Origin of the sequence: Microbulbifer sp. MI-G (genome assembly GCF_030440425.1) — a bacterium.
Classification (GTDB): domain Bacteria; phylum Pseudomonadota; class Gammaproteobacteria; order Pseudomonadales; family Cellvibrionaceae; genus Microbulbifer; species Microbulbifer spongiae.
Genome location: NZ_CP098023.1, coordinates 1,839,368 through 1,857,802 on the forward strand (window position 1 = coordinate 1,839,368; position 18,435 = coordinate 1,857,802).

General features: G+C 56.8%; 10 protein-coding genes. 6 read left to right on the plus strand and 4 right to left on the minus strand.

All coding sequences use genetic code 11. The features are described from left to right. Positions 1 to 194: 194 nt before the first annotated feature. Both M8T91_RS07850 and M8T91_RS07855 read left to right on the plus strand, forming a co-directional pair. Complete coding sequence (locus M8T91_RS07850; protein ID WP_301419048.1) at positions 195 to 5,111, plus strand: NAD-glutamate dehydrogenase; 4,917 nt, start codon at positions 195 to 197, stop codon at positions 5,109 to 5,111. A 153-nt stretch (positions 5,112 to 5,264) separates the two neighbouring features. Continuing rightward, positions 5,265 to 6,311 carry a quinone-dependent dihydroorotate dehydrogenase gene (locus M8T91_RS07855; protein ID WP_301418478.1) on the plus strand — a complete coding sequence of 349 codons (1,047 nt, stop codon included), beginning with the start codon at positions 5,265 to 5,267 and terminating at the stop codon, positions 6,309 to 6,311. Positions 6,312 to 6,419: 108 nt separating this feature from the next. On the opposite strand, the gene rmf is transcribed toward M8T91_RS07855, so the two are convergent. Further along, positions 6,420 to 6,671 (minus strand): ribosome modulation factor, encoded by a 252-nt coding sequence (gene rmf, locus M8T91_RS07860; RefSeq protein ID WP_301418480.1) that lies wholly within the window; start codon positions 6,669 to 6,671, stop codon positions 6,420 to 6,422. Between the two features lie 499 nt (positions 6,672 to 7,170). On the opposite strand from rmf, the gene rlmKL reads away from it, so the two are divergent. Beyond that, entirely contained in the window at positions 7,171 to 9,372 is a 2,202-nt protein-coding gene (gene rlmKL / locus M8T91_RS07865) for a bifunctional 23S rRNA (guanine(2069)-N(7))-methyltransferase RlmK/23S rRNA (guanine(2445)-N(2))-methyltransferase RlmL (RefSeq protein WP_301418482.1), read from the plus strand. Between the two features lie 61 nt (positions 9,373 to 9,433). On the opposite strand, the gene M8T91_RS07870 is transcribed toward rlmKL, so the two are convergent. After that, positions 9,434 to 11,836, minus strand: coding sequence for a bifunctional serine/threonine-protein kinase/formylglycine-generating enzyme family protein (locus tag M8T91_RS07870; protein ID WP_301418484.1), 2,403 nt, complete (start codon positions 11,834 to 11,836; stop codon positions 9,434 to 9,436). Positions 11,837 to 11,851: 15 nt separating this feature from the next. Then, positions 11,852 to 12,766: a PP2C family protein-serine/threonine phosphatase gene (locus M8T91_RS07875; protein ID WP_301418486.1), complete on the minus strand. Its 915-nt coding sequence runs from the start codon at positions 12,764 to 12,766 to the stop codon at positions 11,852 to 11,854. Positions 12,767 to 13,274: 508 nt separating this feature from the next. Between M8T91_RS07875 and M8T91_RS07880 the strand changes: the two genes are divergently transcribed. Together M8T91_RS07880 and M8T91_RS07885 are read left to right on the plus strand one after the other, a co-directional pair. Further along, the gene (locus tag M8T91_RS07880; RefSeq protein WP_301418488.1) at positions 13,275 to 14,147 is read left to right on the plus strand and encodes an FHA domain-containing protein; all 873 of its coding nucleotides are present in this window, start codon (positions 13,275 to 13,277) and stop codon (positions 14,145 to 14,147) included. Further along, positions 14,144 to 14,401 (plus strand): glutaredoxin family protein, encoded by a 258-nt coding sequence (locus M8T91_RS07885; RefSeq protein WP_301418490.1) that lies wholly within the window; start codon positions 14,144 to 14,146, stop codon positions 14,399 to 14,401. Before M8T91_RS07880 ends, M8T91_RS07885 begins: the two co-directional genes overlap by 4 nt. Here M8T91_RS07885 and M8T91_RS07890 read toward each other — a convergent pair whose 3' ends face one another. Continuing rightward, positions 14,402 to 16,408, minus strand: coding sequence for a transglycosylase SLT domain-containing protein (locus M8T91_RS07890; RefSeq protein WP_301418491.1), 2,007 nt, complete (start codon positions 16,406 to 16,408; stop codon positions 14,402 to 14,404). Between the two features lie 147 nt (positions 16,409 to 16,555). Here M8T91_RS07890 and M8T91_RS07895 point away from each other — a divergent pair, with 147 nt between their 5' ends. Beyond that, a complete protein-coding gene (locus tag M8T91_RS07895; RefSeq protein WP_301418493.1) occupies positions 16,556 to 18,418 on the plus strand; it encodes an ATP-binding cassette domain-containing protein in 1,863 nt (620 codons plus the stop codon). The last annotated feature ends 17 nt before the right edge of the window (positions 18,419 to 18,435 follow it).

The window sequence follows — 18,435 nt, forward strand, 5'->3', positions numbered from 1 at the left end:
GCAAGTACGTAACAACGGATCATCGGCAAGACGACAAAAGTTTGAGGTTGTTCTGTCAGACCTCAAAGGGTAACTGAAAGTGAACTTGTAGGACTCACTCCGGCTGCAATCCGAGGATGAGATGACTGTCTTTTCGGATCTACAGTTATTGGATCGGATGAGACAAAAATGCGATTGGGAGGTTCCCCGTGAATATGGCGACGGTGATTACCAATAGCCGTGAAGAGTTGGTAGCACAAATTTGTGAGCTGATTCGCGATAAGCTGGCGAGTGAGGCCGAGCCAGTGGTGGCCTTTGCACAGCAGTTTCTTCACCAGTATCCGTTGGAAGACCTGGCGGGCCGACGACTTGTGGATGTGTACGGTTGCATCTACTCCTGGTGGAACTTTATTCAGCAGCGCCCCAGCGATCTTCCCAAGGTGTGGATCTTCAATCCGCGTCTGGAGGATGATGGCTGGGAATGTACCCATACGGTGATCGGGCTGTTGCAGCGGGATATGCCATTTCTGGTGGATTCCGTGCGAATGGAGGTCAATCGGAGAAATACCGTCATCCATTCCATCAAAAGTACGGTATTGCATCTTGAACGCAATAGCAGTGGTAAGTTGAAACATCTGCTTCCCGCCCCCGGAATGTCGCCGGATTTGTCCTACGAGCATCTCTCGACACGCAGGAGCAAACCTGGCAAAGGAGGGGGAAAGCGGGTCGAAGCCCTGATTTATATCGAGGTGGACCGCGACACCTCGGCGGAGTTCGCCTCTGGATTGACCGCTACCTTGAAAGAGATTCTGGGCGAGGTGGAATTGGTGGTAGATGATTACGCGCCTCTGCTCGAAACCTGCAGCCAGATGGAGGGCCAGTTACAGACCGGGCTTTCGGAAGACGACACCAATCTGCTGGAGGCATGCGCTTTCCTGCAGTGGATGCGCGATGGCAACTTTACTTTCCTGGGCTATCGGGAATACGAGTTCAGCCAGGTGGACGACAAGAAGATCCTGAGCGAGATGGAAGACCGGCGCCTGGGGATTTTCAAGAAGTTGCAGGAGACGGCTGCTCCCATGCCGGAGACCGCTTTCAGCGAGGGCAAGCAGCGCTTTTATCAGGGCCCCAATTATCTGACGTTCGCCAAATCCTCGGTAAAATCCCGTGTGCACCGCAGTGCCTATTCGGATTACGTGATGATCAAGCGCTATAGTGCGGAAGGCGAGGTCATCGGCGAGTCGGCGTTTATGGGGCTTTATACCTCCCCGGTGTATACAGAGAGCCCCGCCAAGATCCCGATTATCCGGCGCAAGATGGCGTCTATCATCGAGTACAGCGGTCTGACAGGCCACGGCCACGATGGCAAGGCGCTGCGCCGTATCCTCGACACCCTGCCCCGCGACGAACTGTTTCAGGGCAGCACACAGGAATTGTTCGACGTGGTGATGGGGGTGCTGAGCCTGAATGAACGCGCGCAGATCCGTCTGTTTATGCGCCGCGACCCGTTTGGCAAGTTTGTCACAGCGACGGTGTATGTGCCGCGGGAACAATTCAGCAGTAGCGTGCGTGAGCTGATTTGTTCCCATATAAGCCGAGCCATAAAGGCCAGGGATTCGGATTTCACCACCTTCTTCTCCGAATCCATTCTCGCGCGGGTGCATTTTGTCTTCCGCGTTTCACCTGAAGAACCTGTGGATATAGATGTAGCGCTGTTGGAGGCGCAGATTGTGGATATAACCCGCTCCTGGGAAGATGTATTTCAAAGATCGCTCATTGAAAGCAGTGGGGAGGAGGAAGGCAACCGGCTCTTTCGTATCTACGGGCGCGCTTTCCCGGCGGGCTATCGTGAAGATTTTGAACCGCGTATCGCGGTACAGGATGTCACCGCCATCCAGGGGTTGGATGAGCACAACCGCGTCGCCATGAGTTTCTACCAGCCTGCCGGTGCAGCCCAGGGCAGCCTCCGTTTCAAAGTCTTTAACTGGGGCAGTGGCCTGACCCTATCAGATATTATCCCGGTACTGGAGAACCTGGGTCTGCGGGTAATCGGTGAGTTCCCCTATACGATCCGCCCCTGTGGCGGCACCGATGTGTGGATGCACGAGTTTTACCTGGAGTTTGGCCTGGCCACCAAAATCGATGCCCAGGCTTCCCGCAACCTGTTCCAGGATGCCTTCTCGGCTATCTGGAGCCAGACCGCCGAGAGCGACGCCTTTAACCGCCTGGTATTGGCCGCCCGCTTGAACTGGCGTGAAGTATCCATGTTGCGCGCCTATGCCCGCTACCTGAAACAAACAACATTCAGTGCCAGCCAGGACTATATCGCAGCAACGCTGGCCAGTCATGTGGAGATTACCCGCAACCTGGTGGCGCTTTTCCGCGCGCTGTTTGATCCGCGCCTGAGCTCCGGCAAGCAGGAGCAGACCCGGGTTGAACGGTTGATTATTAAAATTCACGATGGATTGGATGGGGTCGAAAATCTCAATGAGGACCTGGTGCTGCGTCGCTACCTGGAATTGCTGCTGGCAACCCTGCGCACCAACTTTTTTCAGAGTGATGCCGAGGGGCGCTCCAGAGATTACATCTCAATCAAGTTCAGTCCGCGGGATATTCCAGGTATTCCCGAGCCACGCCCCGAGTTTGAGATTTTTGTCTACTCACCGCGTGTGGAAGGGGTGCACCTGCGCGGCAGTAAGGTGGCCCGGGGTGGCTTGCGCTGGTCGGACCGCCTGGAGGATTTCCGCACCGAGGTATTGGGGCTGGTGAAGGCCCAGGCGGTGAAAAATGCGGTCATCGTTCCCAGCGGTGCAAAAGGGGGGTTTGTGATACGTCGCCCGCCGGCGGGTGGCAGCGGCGAGGCTGTGCTGGAAGCGGGAATTGCCTGCTATAAAACCTTTATCCGCGGCCTGCTGGATATCACCGATAACCTGAGGGATGGTGAGATCGTCCCGCCACCATTGGTCGTGCGCCGGGATGAGGACGACCCCTACCTGGTGGTGGCGGCGGACAAGGGGACCGCCTCCTTCTCCGATATCGCCAATGGCATTGCCAAAGACTATGGTTTCTGGTTGGGCGATGCCTTTGCCTCCGGCGGCAGTCAGGGGTATGACCATAAGAAAATGGGGATTACCGCCCGTGGTGCCTGGGTATCTGTACAGAGACACTTCCGCGAAATGGGGGTGGATGTGCAGAAAGAGGATTTCTCCGTCATTGGTATCGGTGATATGGGTGGCGATGTTTTTGGGAATGGCATGCTGTTATCCGAACATATTCGTCTGAAAGCCGCCTTTAACCATATGCACATCTTTATTGATCCCGATCCGGATGCGTCCAGCAGTTTTGCGGAACGCAAGCGCCTGTTTGACCTGCCCCGCTCCAGTTGGAGAGATTACAACCGCGAGCTGATCTCCGAAGGCGGTGGCGTTTTCGAGCGCCGTGTCAAGGCGATCAGGATCTCCCCGCAGATGAAGAGCACCTTTGATATCCAAGAAGACCAACTCACGCCCAATGCGTTGATCAGTGCACTGCTGCGAGCGCCGGTGGATTTGATCTGGAATGGCGGCATTGGTACCTACGTCAAGGCCGCTACAGAATCCGATGGCGAAGTGGGGGACAAGTCCAATGACCATTTGCGAATCAATGGGCGTGAGCTGCGCGCGAGGGTCTTCGGTGAAGGGGGCAACCTGGGCATGACCCAGCGCGGTCGCATTGAATACGCTCTGAATGGCGGCCGCTGTAATACCGACTTTATCGACAATGCCGCCGGTGTGGATTGTTCCGACCACGAGGTGAATATCAAGATCCTTCTCGATCGGGTGGTGGCAAGTGGGGATCTCACCGACAAGCAGCGCAATCAGCTGTTGGATGGAATGACCCACTCCGTGAGCGATCTCGTACTGCGTAATAACTACGATCAGACCCGCGCATTAAGCATTGCTGAGTATCAGGTTTCCAACCGTCTGGATGAATACCGGCGCACCATTAATGGGCTGGAGGATGACGGCCGCCTCAATAGGGCACTGGAGTTTATCCCCGACAACGAACAGATTTCCGAGCGGCTGCACAAAGGGCAGTGCCTCACCCGTCCGGAATTGTCGGTTTTGATTTCCTATGTGAAAGTGCAGCTCAAAGAAGCGCTGCAAGGCTCAGAGATTACCGATAACCCCCAAGTGCGTCGGGCTGCCGAATCCGCCTTTCCCGCGGAGCTCGTGGCGCAATACCAGGACCAGATATACAGCCACCCGCTGTTGCGTCAGATTGTGGCCACCCAGGTGGCCAATGAAATGGTCAACAGTATGGGGATCACATTCTATAATCGCATCAGCACCGCCACCGGGGGGAATATCGATGATGTCGCAGCGGCCTATGTGAGTGCCCGCGATGTCTACAGCATGCGAGAGTTCCAGGAGCAGGTGGTTCTGCTCGACTACAAGGTACCGGCGGAACTGCAAACCGAGCTGCTGAATTCCATGATTGGCCGGGTGCGCCGTGCCACCCGCTGGTTTCTGCGCAATCGTCGCAGTGATTTGGAGCCGGCGCACAATTGTGCGTTGTTCCAGGAGCCGGTACAGCGCGTCATCCAGGCCCTGCCTAAAATCCTGAGCGGAGATCCACTCAGTGAGTGGGAGCAGCGTTACCAGAAGCTTTTGGAAGCGGGGGTGCCAGAGCCTCTGGCACTTCTGTCAGCCTCCCCAACTTATCTCTATTCGGCGCTTGGTATCTCCGCGTCGGCGCGGGTCAGTGGGAAGTCGGTGGAAGAGGTTGCCATCGTGTATTTTCGGCTTTCCGACGCGTTGAATCTGCACTGGTTCGGCAATCTGATTGTCGATCTGCCGGTCGACAGTTTCTGGCAGGCACAGGCCCGGGAAACCAGCATGGATGATCTGGACAACCAGCTCTCGACCCTTGCGGTCAACATTCTGCGCCTTGCCAGCGGGGAGAAATTGGATGTCGATACTGCGATGAAGCGATGGAGCGCTATTATGGGGCCTGCTATTGCGCGTTGGCACACGATGATTGCCGAGTTAAAAGCAGCCTCTATGGGTGATTTTGCGATGTTTACGGTGGCTTTGCGTGAGTTGATGTACCTGGCACAGGCTACCGCAGACTGCGAATCCCTGGAAGAATAACAAAATCATAAGTTCCAGCCATTGTTTGATTGCCGGATTGGTATGGATAAGAAAGACCCCTGTGGTTGGTCCCGACCAGGTATTTGTGTAACCCGAATGCTTCGTTTGCCCTTCCCGTGGCAGAGAGGTAGTCACCCCCCATTAAGGTAAGGTATGTATTCAGCACTGCGTAAGGCATTGTTCGCGCTCGATCCCGAGCGCGCCCACCATTTCTCACTGGATGCAATCGGGGCCGCCGAGCGCCTCGGTCTGATGTCGCTGTTCACAAAACCCATAGCGCATGATCCTGTCGAATTGATGGGCCTGACGTTACCCAACCCCGTGGGCCTGGCTGCAGGGCTGGACAAGAATGCACAGGCATTCAACGGATTGGGGGCACTGGGTTTTGGTTTTATCGAAGTGGGGACTGTGACACCGCGCCCGCAGCCAGGCAATCCACAACCGCGCCTGTTCCGTGTGGAAGAGGCTGGTGCTCTGATCAATCGTATGGGCTTTAATAACCTCGGTGTCGATTACCTTGTACAGCGGGTGCGACATCGCCGTTACAAAGGGGTACTGGGCATCAATGTGGGCAAGAACTTCGATACGCCGGTTGAGAAAGCGGCGGAGGACTACTGCCTGTGCATGGAAAAAGTTTATCCTTTTGCAGATTACATTACTGCCAACGTGTCCTCTCCCAATACCCGTGGGCTGCGGGATCTGCAGTTTGGCAAAAGCCTGAAACATCTGCTGGAGCGAATCAAGGACAAGCAGCTGCAGCTGGCACAGAAGAGTGACCGCTATGTGCCCGTGGCAGTGAAGATTGCCCCGGATCTGGATGGGGAGGCTATCACCCAGATTGCCGAAGTGTTGTGTGAGTACAGTATCGATGGCGTGATTGCGACCAATACCACCATCGATAAGTCCTCGATGGCCAGTCTGCCCTATGGAAACGAGGAAGGCGGTCTCAGCGGCAAGCCGCTACGACAGCGCTCGACCCAGGTCATTGCGCAATTGGCCAAGGTGTTGCACAAGCAGATCCCCATTATCGGTGTGGGCGGTATTTTTGACGGAACCAGTGCGGTGGAAAAGATTCGTGCCGGTGCCACTGCCGTGCAGATCTATACCGGGTTTATTTATCGGGGACCGGCACTCATTCGCACTGCGGCGCAGGCCCTTGCCCTGGAACGCCGTCGCTCGGTCGGGCATCACTCCCAATAGGCTTGGTAGAGCGCAGACAACCGCTCATTTCGGCACTCTGGCTCCCCGGCCCCGGCCCCGGCCCCGGGCAGGGCCTGAGAGAAAAGCTGCGACGCCATTTGGGTCTATCTAAATGGTGCTCCAGCCGTCCGGGTACTGGATGTCGGTGGAAATAGCGCTATAAATCTCCAATTTTTGCGCCTTGGTGGTTCTGTCAAAGCCATTCCAGTAGTCTTCCCGCCCTTCACGCCAGCCGTTGACCCATTCCTGGTGGGCATTGCTTTCCACAAAGGGGCAGCTGTCAATGGACTTGTTGTTCAGAGCAGCTAAATACCCCCGGTAGAATGCCCTGTCGGTGTGATTGCGTTTTTGGCGTTTCATTGTATCAGGCACCTCTGTTTGTAGATGTACCGGCGGCAGCACGGTATGATGCATACGCTTTACAGTTATATTGCACTGCCTGTTTAAGCTTATTGAATCTCTCCTGCAGGTGACCGCGCTTTCCTTTCCGCCTCCTATTGCAAGAATACTGTCGGGTTTGCCCAATCGGAAAATTCCGGGCGGGCATATAGAGCGTTACTGGCGGGGCGGAAAAATCCAACTTGACTTGCTAGACATGGGGCGAATAAGTGCGTTTTGCCCGGATCGAAACGGCACAGTGCGGAACAATTTGACGGCAGTGCAGTGACCTTCTGGGTGTGTCCGGTATCGAAAGTGGCCATGTGTGGGAGGAATCGGGGGGTATCGAAGCCTCTCTCGGGTCCTTGGCCTCTGAGGGCGGCCTGTCCATTATTGCGACACCAGACAGAAAAGACTGTGGAGAGGCTAACAAGCTTCGACAGGCATGAAATATTCCCCCAAAGGGGCAAATTGGGTAAATATGTTCACAGATTTACAGTGCGAAGTAGTAAATTTTACTGCCACCTGTCCCAGAGGGCTTGAAGGTCTGCTCGCCCGGGAGCTGCAAGCCCTCGGTGCGATTGGGCTACAGGAGCAGCCCGCAGCCGTGCACTTTTGCGGTTCTGTAGCGCTGGCCTACCGCTGTTGTCTCTGGAGCCGCCTTGCCAACCGTATCCTCATGCGCTTGGGTCAGGTGCGTATTGGCAGTGCGGAAGACCTGTACCGGGCAGTTGCCACCCTGCCCTGGGAACAGCACCTCCAGCCATCCGGCAATCTCTGGCTGCATTTCTCCGGTACCAACCGCGAGATTCGCAACAGCCAATTCGGTGCGCAAAAAACAAAGGATGCAATCGTCGATCGCCTGCGCCGGCAAACCGGCGCTAGACCGAACATCGTCAAACACCATCCCGATTTGACCGTGGCATTGCGACTACAGCGGGATAAGCTGGATATTGCGATTGATCTCAGTGGTGACAGCCTGCACAAGCGCGGCTATCGCACCCAAATTGGCGCCGCGCCATTAAAAGAGAATCTCGCCGCCGCACTCTTGCTGCGCGCGCGGTGGCCACAGATTGCTGCAGAGGGTGGTGCACTGCTGGATCCTATGTGTGGCTCGGGCACCATTTTGATTGAAGCGGCCCTGATGGCGGCAGATATCGCCCCGGGCTTGTTGCGTGAACGTTTTGGCTTTGAGAACTGGCTCAATCACCAGAGCGATATCTGGCATACGCTGCAGGCGGAGGCGCTGCAGCGCCGCGCCGTCGGTTTGGGGAAAGAGTTAGCGGAAATTCGCGGCTATGATGCGGATGCCAGAGTACTTTCTGCGGCCGAAGCCAATATTGCCAGGGCGGGACTGGAGGGCCGGGTGCGGGTGCGCTGCCGGCCCGTAGCGGGCTTCAAAGTCCCGAGTCACAAGGTGGTCAAACCGGGCTTGGTACTGACCAACCCTCCCTATGGTGAGCGCCTGGGTGAACAGGAAGCCCTGCGGGAAACCTATGCGGAGCTGGGGCGTCAGTTGAAAGGGAAATTTCCCGGTTGGCAGGTAGGTATTTTTACCGGTAACCCGGAACTTGGCTATTCTACCGGGCTGCGCTCCCACAGGCACTACCAGCTGTACAACGGCAGTATTCCCAGCCAATTGTTATTGTTCCAGATTCACCCGTTGAGCGAGCGGGGAAAAGCGGCAGACAGGGCCTGTAAACTCTCTGCAGAAGCACAAATGGTAGCCAACCGCCTGCGTAAGAATCTGCGCACCACCGGCAAGTGGGCCGATAGAAAGGGTATCGATTGTTACCGCCTCTACGATGCCGATCTGCCGGAATATTCTGCCGCAGTGGATTTGTACCGAACCTGCGGGGGTACGCTGTATGCGCATCTGCAGGAGTACCGCCCGCCGGTTACAATTGATGAGGGTAAAGCACGGAACCGTCTGCGCGACCTGCTCCGTGCCGTGCAATCTGTTCTGGACTTGCCACGGGCAAATATCATCATCAAGGAGCGGCGCCGCCACAGTCACAAGAGCGGGCAGACGGGTGGTGGTCAGTATCAAAAGCAGGCGGAGGCTGGCACCGCTTTGCGGGTGAAGGAGTACGGTGCTGAACTCGAAGTGGATTTGTGGCGTTATCTCGACACCGGGCTGTTTCTCGACCACCGTCCGGTGCGGAAATACCTTCGTGAGTCAGCTTCCGGCAAAACGTTTCTCAATTTATTCTGTTATACCGCCAGTGCGACTGTGCAAGCCGCCCTGGGGGGCTGTGTGCAGAGTACCAGTGTGGATATGTCCCGAACCTATCAGTCCTGGGCCGCGCGCAATTTTCGCATGAATCATTTGGATCCCTACAGACACCAGCTCGTGGAAGCTGACTGTCTGCAGTGGCTTGCCTCTGCCCAACAAAATCGCAAAGGGCAGTATGATTTGATCTTCCTCGATCCCCCGACCTTTTCCAATTCTGTCAAAATGCACAGAGTACTGGATATACAGCGCGATCACGTCGCGCTGATTCACCAGTGCATGACGTTGCTGGCGCCCGGTGGCAGACTGGTATTTTCAAATAATTTGCGCAGTTTCAAAATGGATGGGGAGCTTGGCAAAACCTACCGGGTAAAGCCGCTGCAACTGCTGGACAGGGATTTTCACAGAAACCCGAGGATTCACAATGTCTGGGAATTGAGTGCAGGGTAGGAGACTGGTGGCCGCCCGACAACCCACAATACTGGGGGCTCAGTTGCCGGCGGGGTACGCATTATTCGAGCTCCATCACAATTCGGAAGCCGAGATCCCGCAAGCGGCTATCATCACCGAGACCTTTGCGGTAATCCGCACTGATCTTGCTGGAGGCATCCCGCATTGAGCCACCGCGCACGCTGTGTAGTTTACAGTTCGCTATCAACAGAGGGGTCGCATCGGTGCGGCTGCGGTCATAGCCGGGCTGATAGCAATCCTGCACCCATTCAGCGACGTTACCCGCGGTATCGTAGAGCCCAAAGGGATTGGCCCGGTAGTGGCCCACAGGTGCCGTAGTGACACGAAAGAGACTGTTGAATTCACTGTTACAGCCACGCCGGCAGTTGGCCTTGCCGCGCGCATCGTCATCTCCCCACCAGAAAGGCTCTGCAACGCCTCCGCGGGCCGCGTATTCCCACTCTGCTTCAGTAGCCAGACGGTAGCGCTGGCGGGTTTCTGTGGATAACCACTGGACGTACCGTTGGGCATCTTCCCAGCTGACATGGATAACGGGCCTGTCTCCGCGCCCCCAGCCGGCGTCGTCCGGCAGAGTGCTGCCAGTGGCCAGAGCAAAGCGGTCATAATCATCAAACGTAATTTCATGGGTCGAAATGGCAAAAGCGCGGGTGATGACCACCTTGTGGGCCGGACTGCTGAAAGAGCGCCGGTTACTGCCCATGGTAAACCCGCCCGCTTCAATCACAATCATCTGCGGTCCCCAGCCTCCAGATGGGAGTTTGGAGCGGATTTTTTTCCCGGCAAAGTAAGTCCGTTCCAGCGCGAGTGACAGTGTGAGGTCACTATCTTTGAGAGTGACCCAGCGGCGCACCTTGGTAAAACCGGGCCTGCTGATTTCCAGGTCGTATTTTCCCGGCTCTAGCTTGATGCCCGGTTGATAGCGGGGGGCAATATTCATAATGCGTACACGGGCGTCTTGCGGCGATGTCTTCACATTCAGGGCATAGGTGGGCGGGGTCTCGGGGCTTTCGGATGGCCGAGCCTGATTGGTCCCGGAGTCATTGTTCACTTTTTCCGGGTTTGGTGCGGCCGTTTTGACTATGCCGCTGCCGGGGTCCTGGGGAGGCCGCCCATCTTCTGCGGGGGCAACGGGTTCTGCGGTTGTATGATTCCCACCGCTTATTGCCCCCAAAACTGCCGTTTGCACCCCAGCGGCGGGATGTTTGTCGGGTGCTGTGTCGGGCGTGTGTAAAGGGGAGTCTGCCTGACCCGACAGAAACCCGGCGGTCAAGCGGCTGGCGCTGTCGAGGAGCAGAATGCCGCTGCGCCACTGGGCTTTGGCGCTGATCAGGCTGAACAGACTCCAGGCGAGGAACAGGGACAAGAGCATGAGCCCGCCGGCCAGCCAGGGGCGTTTGTGTTTTGCGGGCTCACGCAGCAGCTGGTGCAGGCGCACGAGCGTGTCCCGTTCTGTTTGCGCCCGTTGCGGCTGCTCGGGGTGTGTTCTCCCCCGCTTCAGCGCGAAGACAAAGCGCTCCTTCGCGCTGCTGTACAAGGTGAGCAACAGGGCGCGGGCCAGGCTGTAAATCCCAACGGATGCGTTGTTGAGCTGGCTGACCTGGTTGCTGGGTTTACCCGCCAGAGCAGAGAACCACTGGTCCATCGCATCACTCACATCCAGTCCGCGCTGAAATCGTTTGTCCGGGTCCTTGGCCAGAAAACGGTCTATCAGTGGCTGGTAGACGGCGCTGCGCGACGGCAGTCGCGGGATGGGGCCGGTCAAATGCTTGATGGCAATTGCCACCGCTTCCTCGGCCTGATAGGGCACGGCACCGGTCAGCATTTCATAGAAGACTACACCGAGGCTGTAGAGGTCGGCGCGACCGTCAATGGCGGCTCCCCGCGCCTGTTCAGGGCTCATGTAGTGGGGGGTCCCCACTACCATGCCACTATTGGTCATGCGGGTGGTGCGCGCGACTGCCCGCGCGACCCCAAAATCGCTGAGCACGGCGGAGCCATCCTCTCGGAACAGAATGTTTTCCGGTTTGAGATCCCGGTGCACATAGCCCTTGCTGTGAGAGTGATCCAATGCCATGGCGATTTGCCGTACGACATGCAGGGCTTCCAGCGGTGCCAGGGGGCCTTTTTCTAGCCGCTCTGATACTGAGCCACCTGGCATAAAATCCATGGCGATATAATTTAAGCTGCGGTAGCGACCGATATCGTGGATACCGACAATATTGGGGTGGGAGAGCTGCCCGACGATATTGGCCTCGCGCTGAAATCGCTCACTGAAGACCGGGTCTGCATTCAAAACCGGCGACATCACTTTGAGGGCCACCTGGCGGCCCACGCTGCGCTGGATTGCCAGGTACACCGTGGACATACCGCCCTGATTGATCTTCTTGAGGATTCGATAGCCCGGAATTTGCAGGGATGAACTACCGCTGGTGACGACTTCCATGATGGGCGGATCCTGTCAGAGCAGCTTGGGAAGCCCGATCACTGCCATCGTAACGGCAGCTAACACAAGAAGCGCCGCAAACGTCCGCTTCGACAGCCTCTGGAACTGCCCCGATAGTGGTTTGTTATGAACAGCTGCGCTGTCCGGAGTCGGGCGAAGGGCAGGTGCCTGGGGCGGGGCGTCGATAATTTGTACGGTAATGTTATCTCTGCCGCCGGCATCGAGTGCTGCCCCGATCAGTAAATCCACTGCGCGGTGATTGTCAGCATTTTCAGCCAGTATTTGCGCAATCTTTTCATTGGGCACTTCGGTGCAGAGGCCATCACTGCACAACAGCAGCTTTTGTCCTGCAGCCCACTGGTAGGAAACCCGATCTATTTCCAGATTTGGGTTTGCACTGCCGCCGATACAGCGGGTAATAACATGCCGATTGGGGTGGCTGGCCGCCTCTTCAGAATTAATGGCACCGGAATCCATTAACATCTGAACGTAGGAATGGTCATTGGTCAGCTGACTGAGCTCGCCGTTCCCGCCGTCCGGGGTCCACAGGTAGGCCCGGCTGTCTCCCACCCAATAGATACGGAAGTAGTCGCCCTCCTCGGCCAGTACGACCGCAGTGGAGCCCATGTTGGCAGTACAGTGTTCGTCTCCGAGCAGGAGGGTATGGGCTTTTCTCAGCGCTTGCTCGTAGTGGCGATCGGTAGCTGAGGAGTGCTGAATCTCTTCGACAACCGTTTTGCTGGCAAGCTCACCGGCATGGTGTCCGCCGAGACCGTCGGCGACCACCCAAACCCCCCTCTGTTCATCGGCCCAGTAGGCATCTTCATTCTGTTCACGCCGGTAGCCGGGATGGGTGGCGCCAGCACTGCGCCTAGCGCCTTGCCTGCACTGAACAACTCCGCTTTGCCGGGACACTTTGGCTTCACTCACGGGCGTGTAACTACCTGTACTCTGTGATGATCATTGTATAGGAGATAGCCAGCCCGGCAGCAGCCGGCCCTCCTCCAGTGGCGCGGCAAATGTACTTTATGTAACCCCACCTACTGCACCCCAGTGGCCATTATTGCACCTTGCGGATACTAGACCTTCGCTTCATTGTAAGCTGCAAACCCAGTCACACGCTAATGGTATTGCCCGTGTTAAACTCAGTTGTAACAATAAAACTGAGCGTTTCGGCAGCTTCTTACCGGTGATCTTCTCAGGCTGGCATTCCGATAGGCCTTCCATTTCTATTGGTTTGCGGTTCTTGGAATGTTGGTGCAGAAGTGCGAAGTTGCCCTTCTATCTGGCGTCTGCGCCAGCCCGGAGTCTGCGGCTGCGGGGCCTGCGTTTATTAGCCCGGAAAGGCATTGGTTTGATTGCCAAGATAAGCGTCGAGCGTTCTATCTCCTGGATGGGGGCTGTTTTTGAATTCCCTTTGGGCTTAGGAGCGACTTCAATGCTCAAACTTTGCGACGTGCAGGACCCAAGTCAGAGTGTCTGGCTGGTTTCACCGGGCGTGACCGTAGGGAGGGCCCAGAGTTGTGACCTGTGCCTACCCGATGACTCTGTGGCCAAGTTGCACCTGAAAATTGTGGTAAAAGAGCATGAGTTGATGCTCGACAGTGTCTCCTCCGGCTCCCAGATTCTGGTCAATGGCAAAGTTGTGGCAATGCCGCATCGGTTGCAGTTGAATGACCAACTGACAGTTGGTACCCGTATACTGAGAATTATCGATCCGAAAGTGACCAGACTCAAAGCGGCACCTGCAAAAAGTGTTGCCTGGGCCTTGAGAGCAAACCATCGGGCCATTGCCGGTAAAGTGTTCCCTGTGAAAGGGGGTGCGGTGGTGGGGCGTTCGGAGGAGTGCGACATCACTTTTTCGCTGTCTCATTTATCGCGCCGCCACGCGCGCCTGGAAGTGCGCGAAGGACTGTTATTTGTCATCGATCTCGGTTCAGCCAATGGCACTTTTGTCAATAATCGGCGGGTTGCGGAGAGCCGCGTGCGACGCGGTGACGAACTGCGTTTCGATACCTTGCGCTTTTCCGTTGTAGGCCCCCCCGATGATATTGACAGAACTGCGGTGCGTCCCGCAGTTTCCATGGCTGAAGTGGAGCGAATGGAGGGGGCAGTCAGTGCGGGAGCGGCGCCAGAGGATATCACCCGGCCTTCTGCGGTTGTTGATGGCCTTCACCTGTCGGGTGGAGTTGGTGCTGTTGAGGTTTCCGGGGCTCGCAAGACCCGTCTGCGCGCCTGGGCGGTGGCTCTTTTGCTGGGAACGGGGGCTGCGGGTCTTTACTGGGCAGACTCGCAGGGATTTTTCGGGTGAAAGAGGGTGGTGAACTCATACTTTACACAACGCTTGGCTGCAGTCTGTGTGAAAAGGCAAAAAAGGAGATCTGGCCCCTTCTGGCCCGATTTGATCTGCGGCTGCATGCAGTGGATATCGCCGATGATGCGTATTTGCTCGAACGCTTTCAGTCGATAATTCCCGCGGTGGGGCTCGGCGACCCTGAAGACGTCTGCCTGTGGCCCTTTGACCGGTTGCAGCTGCAAACCTGGCTGATCCAAAGGTTGGGGTAGTTACAGCTTGCCTGCGACTTCACTCTCCCGCAGTAACTGCATTCTGGCACCATTACGGTAGGCGTAGATGACCGTGTATGCCAGGACATTTTGAACATAGGTACGTGTTTCTTTGTAGGGAATGGTTTCTATCCAGACGTCATAGGGCAGGCGTTTGCGGGTTTCCCTCAGCCATTTCGCTACCCTGGACGGCCCCGCATTATAGGCTGCTGCAGCGAGGATGCGGTTGTTGTCGAAGCGGTTGAGCAGGGTGCTCAAATAGAAACTGCCGAGGATGATATTGGTGTTGGGGCTCAACAGATCCCAGCTGCGGCGGTAGGGCACCCCGGAACGGCGCGCGGTGTCGCGGGCTGTAGAGGGCAATAGCTGCATAATCCCCAGAGCCCCCGCGCTGGATTTGGCATCGTGACTGAAATGGCTCTCCTGGCGTGCGACCGCGTATATCAAATATGGATCCAATGGCGAGTTCTGCCTGCCCACGCGCTCACTGGCATTGTGAATGATATCTGCAAAGGCCAGTGGGAAGCGCAACTCCAGATCGTCCAGATAATCTGCGGCCAGTACAGACTGGATAGATTTGTGATGCCAACCCCAGTGGCTCGCCACCTTACCCGCGGCCAGCAATTCTTCGGGAGTCATTTCTCTGGTGGCGTAATTCCATTCCCTGCGCGCATGAAAGAATTCACCCATGGCCTGTAATTCCCGCGCTCTCTGTAAGGCCGGGCGGCGCGCTATTTTCTGGACCTGGTCCGGTGTGATCGGTGCGGGCCTGTGAACAAAACTGTAGTGCTGCCCCAATACATCTGCGGCGAGAAAGCCGTAGTAGCTACGTTTCTGTGCCAATTGCCGGTAGAGGTGTGCAGAGGCCCCGGTGCGTGACTTGCCGTAGAGCTCTTCCAGTGAGCGGGCTTTCCAATAGAGCCAGCGGTCGAGCTGCTGCTTGGCCGGTGGAAGGCGATCAATCCAGAAGGCAACCTGTTCCCAATCCAGTTCGCGCAGGGACTGGCGCGCCAGCCATTCGATACTATGTCCATTGCGGATTGCACGACCGCGCCCGAGCTGCAACAAGCCCTGCATATTCTCCTGTCGCGCAAATTGTCGTGCCAGGTGGCGCAACATTGCCTCCTGTTCCGTATCGCTGAAGAGAAAATTGGCACTATAGCGCTGCCAGGCCTGTTCGGCACGGGCTGCATCCTGTCGCGCCAATCGATAGAGGCCGTGCAGGATGATTTCCCGGTTTTGATGGGTACCGACTAAAAGGCGGGAATGGTTGAGCAGCAGCTCAGGGGTTTTGTGCACTTGGCGCAAGTGTGCTGCCAGTTCCTTGTAGGGGGCTTGCATTTTCCTGGCAATATAGGCGGCCAGTGCCAGGTTCCCCTCTTTGAGTGCGAGCAGATGGCGTCTCCAGATCATCTGCTGGGTAAGGCCGCCGGCGTCTGCCCATTGGGCAAAAACGGGATCGCATGCCTCCGCTTGGGAATGCCCCACCAGCCAGAGTGCTCTTGCCAGGCGGTAGGCCTGGGCCTTGTCCCCATGACGGAACAGGGCATCGGCATAATAACAGCGCAGGGCAGTGCGGTTGTGTCGCTCTGGCCGGTAATATTCCAAATAGGTTTTAAACTGGCCCAGGCTGCCCAGCTGTGCAAGGAGTTGCATGCGCATCCAGTCGCCGATGGCTGTATTGTCATTCTCGATGAGAAAGCGGTCTATTTCCGCCATGGGCAGCCGGGGCAGCTTTTGGTGAATGATCCAGTAGTCCAGATAGGGGGCTAGCGGATAGTCCCTGAGCTCAGATTTCAGTTTTTTAAGGCGGAGCTGGTCGTTGTGCTCAATGGCGAGTCGTGCCCTGTGCAGTTTATGGCGAAAGACAATCGCTGCTTTGCCCGGCGTTGCCGCTAACTGCTCCGAAAGCTGCACCTGTTGCTGGGCCTTGCACGGGGCACCCAGGCAGATCCAGATCATCAAGAGCGGGGCAATCCCGCTTGTGTCGGTCCACAGTTTATTCATCGCGACTTTGGGTGCATCCCGGCCAGTGTGCAGGACAGCATGGTAAAGATGCTAAAATAGCGGATTTTTCACTGGGCCCGTAGTATCGAGTTCGCTTTTTCATTTGGCGTGAATGCTCTCCGGGTTTGTTAAGTGTAGTGCGTGTTTATGTTGCTTCTATTGGATGGGGTCAGTTTTCGCTACGGAACCCAAGTACTCGCTGAGAAAGTCAGCACAAAAATCGAGCGCGGTGACCGCATATGCCTTGCGGGGCGCAACGGGGAGGGTAAGTCCAGTCTGCTGCGCCTGATTACCGGACAACTCGACCCCGACGGGGGTGAAATTGTTCGTGCAAGCGGCATGGTGATAGCGATGCTTGAACAGGCCTTGCCGTCGGATTGTACAGATTCCGTATATGCCTACGTCGCTGGTGGACTGGGTGAGATTGGCGCCGTATTGGCGGGCTACCGGGATAATCCCACTGCCGAGCTGCAGGCGCAACTGGAAGCTGCACAGGGCTGGGGCCTGCTGCCACGTCTCAGTGGGGTGTTGGACCGTCTCGGCCTCGATGGCGAAGCGCGGGTTGAGGCGCTTTCCGGTGGGTGGCAGCGCCGCGCGGCACTTGCCCGCGCACTGGTGATGGAGCCAGATCTGTTGATCCTCGACGAGCCCACCAATCACCTGGACATCGCTGCAGTGGAATGGCTTGAGGGCTTCCTTGCCGATTATCGTGGCGCACTTTTATTTGTGAGTCACGACCGTGCGCTGGCCCGGCGTCTGACCCGCACCGTATGGGACCTGGACCGGGGCCGTTTACGCGTCTTTCGCTGCCAGTTTGAGTGCTATCAGGAGGAGAAGGAAAAACTGTTGGTGGAGGAGGCCAGAACCGAGGCGCTATTCGACAGGAAGCTGGCCCGGGAAGAGGCTTGGATTCGCCAGGGTATCAAGGCCCGCCGTACCCGCAACGAGGGACGAGTCCGCGCTCTGCAGGCGCTCAGACGTCAGCGGGAGGCGCGCAGGCACCAGCAGTCCATCGCGCGAGTATCAATCGATAACGGGGAAAGATCCGGCAGGCTGGTGGCGGAACTGACCGGTGCCACCTTTGCCTATCCCGGTGAAAAACCGCTGGTTCGCGATCTTTCCTTCACCTTGATGCGCGGTGACAAGATCGGCCTGATTGGTCCCAATGGTGCCGGCAAGAGCACCCTGATCCGCCTGCTGCTGGGAGAATTGCAGCCCCAGCGCGGCCGTGTGCGCCTGGGTACCAAGCAGCAGATAGCCTATTTTGACCAACACCGCGACCAGTTGAATCCCGCACTATCGGTTTTGGATAATGTGGCCGGGGGACGCGATTCGGTACTTATTGGTGGTAAGAGCCGCCACGTGATGTCCTATTTGTCCGATTTTTTGTTCGGTGGCGCCAAGGCATATACTCGGGTTGACGCCCTGAGCGGTGGCGAACGCAATCGTGTTCTGCTGGCCAAGCTGTTCAGTCAGCCCGCGAATATCCTGGTACTCGATGAGCCCACCAACGACCTGGATGCGGAAACCCTGGAGCTACTGGAGAAGCTGCTTCTGGACTTCGGCGGCACCGTGCTGTTGGTGAGTCATGACCGCGCCTTTTTAGACAATGTAGTGGGCGCCTGCCTGGCCTTCGAAGGGGATGGTGACATTCGCGAGTATGTGGGGGTACGACGACTTTCTTCGCCAGGGGGCCGCTTTGTAACAGGGACCAAAGCGCAAAAGCTGCCCCAGCTTGCACCCTCATCCAAGCCCGCGCAACAAGCAAAGCCCCAGGCACTCAAAAAAAAGCTCAGCTACAAGTTACAGAGAGAGCTGGACAGCCTGCCCGAGTTGATTGAGAGCCTCGAAGAGGCAATTGACACTTTGCAAACGGAGGTCGCCGACCCGGCTTTTTTCCGTCAACAGCCGTCCTTGGTACAGGAGCGGTTGCGCTTGCTGACTGAAAAGCAGGCACAACTGGAAGCCGCTTTTGCGCGTTGGTCTGAACTTGAAAGCGGCACTGGATGAGGGTGTTTCTGGTGCTT